The sequence below is a fragment of the Neobacillus cucumis genome, assembly GCF_016908975.1.
In the GTDB taxonomy this organism is placed as follows: Bacteria; Bacillota; Bacilli; order Bacillales; family Cytobacillaceae; genus Neobacillus; species Neobacillus cucumis.
In genome coordinates this window covers 1-3,293 of the sequence record NZ_JAFBEX010000055.1, presented here as the reverse complement: position 1 = coordinate 3,293, position 3,293 = coordinate 1, and the positions used below count along the sequence as shown (strand labels likewise).

6 protein-coding genes and 1 pseudogene are annotated in these 3,293 nt (G+C 36.3%); 2 read left to right on the top strand and 5 right to left on the bottom strand.

Annotated elements, in window-relative coordinates:
• The first annotated feature begins 86 nt into the window (after positions 1 to 86).
• Positions 87 to 221 carry a hypothetical protein gene (locus JOC76_RS30675; protein WP_275591437.1) on the top strand — a complete coding sequence of 45 codons (135 nt, stop codon included), beginning with the start codon at positions 87 to 89 and terminating at the stop codon, positions 219 to 221.
• Here the strand turns inward: JOC76_RS30675 and JOC76_RS29490 are convergent.
• From JOC76_RS29490 to JOC76_RS29480, 5 genes and pseudogenes are all read right to left on the bottom strand, one after another.
• A complete protein-coding gene (locus JOC76_RS29490) occupies positions 214 to 456 on the bottom strand; it encodes a hypothetical protein (RefSeq protein ID WP_239558137.1) in 243 nt (80 codons plus the stop codon). The two genes, JOC76_RS30675 and JOC76_RS29490, sit on opposite strands and share 8 nt — an antisense overlap.
• Positions 457 to 602: 146 nt before the next feature.
• Positions 603 to 689: pseudogene (locus tag JOC76_RS30355) on the bottom strand (helix-turn-helix transcriptional regulator); the annotation flags it as partial.
• Between the two features lie 81 nt (positions 690 to 770).
• Complete coding sequence (locus JOC76_RS30350; RefSeq protein ID WP_239558136.1) at positions 771 to 1,040, bottom strand: hypothetical protein; 270 nt, start codon at positions 1,038 to 1,040, stop codon at positions 771 to 773.
• A 26-nt stretch (positions 1,041 to 1,066) separates the two neighbouring features.
• A complete protein-coding gene (locus tag JOC76_RS30345) occupies positions 1,067 to 1,249 on the bottom strand; it encodes a hypothetical protein (RefSeq protein ID WP_239558135.1) in 183 nt (60 codons plus the stop codon).
• A 347-nt stretch (positions 1,250 to 1,596) separates the two neighbouring features.
• A complete protein-coding gene (locus JOC76_RS29480) occupies positions 1,597 to 2,037 on the bottom strand; it encodes a GNAT family N-acetyltransferase (RefSeq protein ID WP_205182330.1) in 441 nt (146 codons plus the stop codon).
• Positions 2,038 to 2,291: 254 nt separating this feature from the next.
• Between JOC76_RS29480 and JOC76_RS29475 the strand changes: the two genes are divergently transcribed.
• Entirely contained in the window at positions 2,292 to 2,861 is a 570-nt protein-coding gene (locus JOC76_RS29475) for a hypothetical protein (RefSeq protein ID WP_205182329.1), read from the top strand.
• Positions 2,862 to 3,293 lie beyond the last annotated feature (432 nt).

Here is a 3,293-nt window from a genome sequence, read left to right as displayed (position 1 = left end):
AGACGCTCCTACCCTTTTAAAAAAGTTGAATGAGCTGCGTCTATTTAAGTGTTGCCATTTTTCGGTCCTTACAGAAGTTAATTTTCATGGTAGTTGAAGAAGAAAAAGCTGCTAACAACAGCTATGGTTTATCGCAAAAAGAACCATTAACTTATCAAAGTATTTGTAATTTAAGTTATCGCATACATGGTACATCCATTCTGATGAAACCGCTTATATAAATCCAGGGAATCCTCCCATGCCCATTCCTGGAAAACCTCCCATGCCCATTCCTGGGAATCCTCCCATACCCATACCTGGGAATCCTCCCATACCCATACCTGGGAATCCTCCCATACCCATACCTGGGAATCCTCCCATGCCCATACCTGGGAATCCTCCCATGCCCATTCCTGGGAATCCTCCCATGCCCATACCTGGGAATCCTCCCATGCCCATTCCAAACATTCTTTCCATTTTTATCTCCTCCTCAAGTTGTTTCAAAAATAATGTATGTTTCCATGTTGAAGGAGGAATAGATACTTGCCTATATTATTAAGTGTATTCCTTGCTGTTATTTTATTTAAGGTATTTTCATAATTTATCATAGCGCTAGGGTTCATTTCTTCAAACCAAAACAGAACTTCAATATGTACTTTTAAAACCTCCGCAATATCATAAGTAAGTTTGAATGAAAGGTTATATTTTCCATAGAGTTAGTGGTTACTACAACTATTATTTAACGTCAAAAAGCCCTTCTGTTCCTAAGGATTTAATGTCATTTTTCATCTCTATTTTATTTTTATTTTTTCAATGCTTAATATTGATTTTTCTTGTAATGGAAAAATCACTTCTTGTTCTGCTCTGATTGCCGGTGAGTTTAATTCGAAATTATCAATATCAAGTTTCATAGCTTCTATAAATCCTTTAACATTAATTCCCGGATTATCTTTTGTTGCTTCTGCTGTAATTATTGTATGAGAACACGATGAATCGAACCAATATAAATCTTCTAAATTTTCAGCTGATGTCCATGAAACATAATGATTATTTAAATTCACTTCATCATGGTCTATATGAACTCTTCTTATTTTCCTGTATACAGTAGATATTTTGCAAACTCATTGTCATCTTCATCTTCACTGTTCTCCCACTTACGAATATCTTGTAACACCTGTTTCCAATATTCATCTGTTTGATCTAAATTGCTTCTCCCACTTCCTCTTTTTGGATGATTTACCCACATTTTAAATAATTCAATTAGATTCATTTTTAACTCCCTATTTTTAATACATACCATTATACTCTCTTAATGGGGTACCGTCAGGAAAGTGCGGGTTTATAACGCTAAGGAATTTTCAACCCATTACAAAAAGCCGATTTCCTGGTTAAGGAATCGACTTTTCTTATTTATTCTTGTTCAACTAAAGCTACCCGTTACATTAAGTACATTTCATCACAATCTTGCTTATTTCTTTTTTCGCATAAAAAGAGAATAGGCTACCAATAGTAATCCAATTATTATAGCTGGAGTTGCATTCATGATAATCACATCCAAATTTCAAATGATTTTTGAGTAAAGCACCCGTTAGCTTAATAAACCTTAGCTTTTAAAATCTATAAAGTGACTTGAATTTGGATAAAGTTTTTCTTTAAAAATCCAATAGAAGTATAAAATTTATCAGCTTGTTCGGTATCGGTATGAAGCACCAAAATTCTATAATATCTTTTTGCTTCTTCAATTATCTCTTTTATCAAAAGGCTTCCTATACCATTTCTCCGATACTCTTTACTGACATAAAACCTTCTCAGCCTACCAATATATTGATCATTTGAAAATGGGTCTTTATTTAATCCACCAATAGCAAAAAGTACACCACCTTCATTAAAAACGCCAAATAACCCTTCGCCAAAATGGTTAAAAGTATTACTGCCATTTTTAAAATCATTTACTAATCTTTCTAAAAAACGAAAACCCTCTTCTTTGCTTTGCTTCACTAAGCTATCCAAATCAAAATTTAACAGATTATCTATATGCTTTACCTCATATTTCCCCATCCTATTCCCCTCCAAATGCATAAATTATTGTTAAACTTTTCTGCAAGTTAGCTCAACAAGAAAAAAAGACTGCAGCAACAATCACAACATTTGCTAACGCACCCGTTTGTTTAAGTCCAATATTTCACAACCTTTTAGTCTCAGCAACACTTAAGTTGGATAATATTGGCTATTGTAGTAGTGAAACTGCCGTCTCTCAATCATCTCTAGTAAATATTATAGTAGTAGATTCATCGAAAGGTGGTTTTTTTACCTTGATTAATCATCCTTTACATCCAAACGGAAATGGAACACATAACTCACCGCATATTACATTGACAACTGGTCCAGTTTGGCAAAATCCTGATACGCAGAATATTGTAGTTAATGTTTTAAATGTATCGGACAAACCTCAGACGGTTACTGTCTCTGTTATTGATCATTCGGATTGTACTAACCCTAATCCTGAGTTAGGTAAGGTAGCGTTTTTATGTGGACAGCCAGTTGCCCCAGATGGTATGCAACTGACTAACCAACCAGTAGCCGAAGACGATGGCTGTGACTGCTTAGCCGACCCATCATGTTGTAACCCAAATCCAGTCTTCACACCCATCACGTTTACCATCCCTCCAAAGGCTACACTGGCGGTTTATGCTATTCCAAATCCTTTCCGTCCACCTGTCCCTATCTTTGAAGCACGTGTGACAGGTGCTTTTACTCCAGCGATATTTCCACCAAGTCCTTGTCGTATCAGCTTATTCGGTATCAACGCAGCTGGATTTCCACAGTTAGGGAACATTTTTTATCACAGCAACTTTGTCGTCTACCCACCTGTACCAGTCTAAGCTAAACCAAGGTGAACCGCAAAAAGAACGGTAACATGAATTTGCTGCCGTTTTTTTTTTACAGAATTTTATAAGGAATCCTTATTCAAGTAAACTGCCATTTAGTGCAATAAGAAAAGCTGCCAAAATGACAGCATGCTTCTGTAACTCTTGCACCCGTTCGTAATATAAGGTTAGCCAGATATTTCTGGTTGACCTTTTTTTATATAGTTTTATTATATCGGTAGTCGGGGGAGGATGTAGCACCCGTGGGACTTTGATCCCGTCAAGTAAACTGTCCACCCCCTACTTGTATAATCATGTTTCAGGCTGGTTGGGGCTTTGATCCCGTTTAACCAGCGAACCTATGACATTACAAGGAGCATTAGGGGTTACCGACTAATTTGTATTACTAGGAGGAGGAGAAAATTAATGAATCCAGTGATTGGTCTG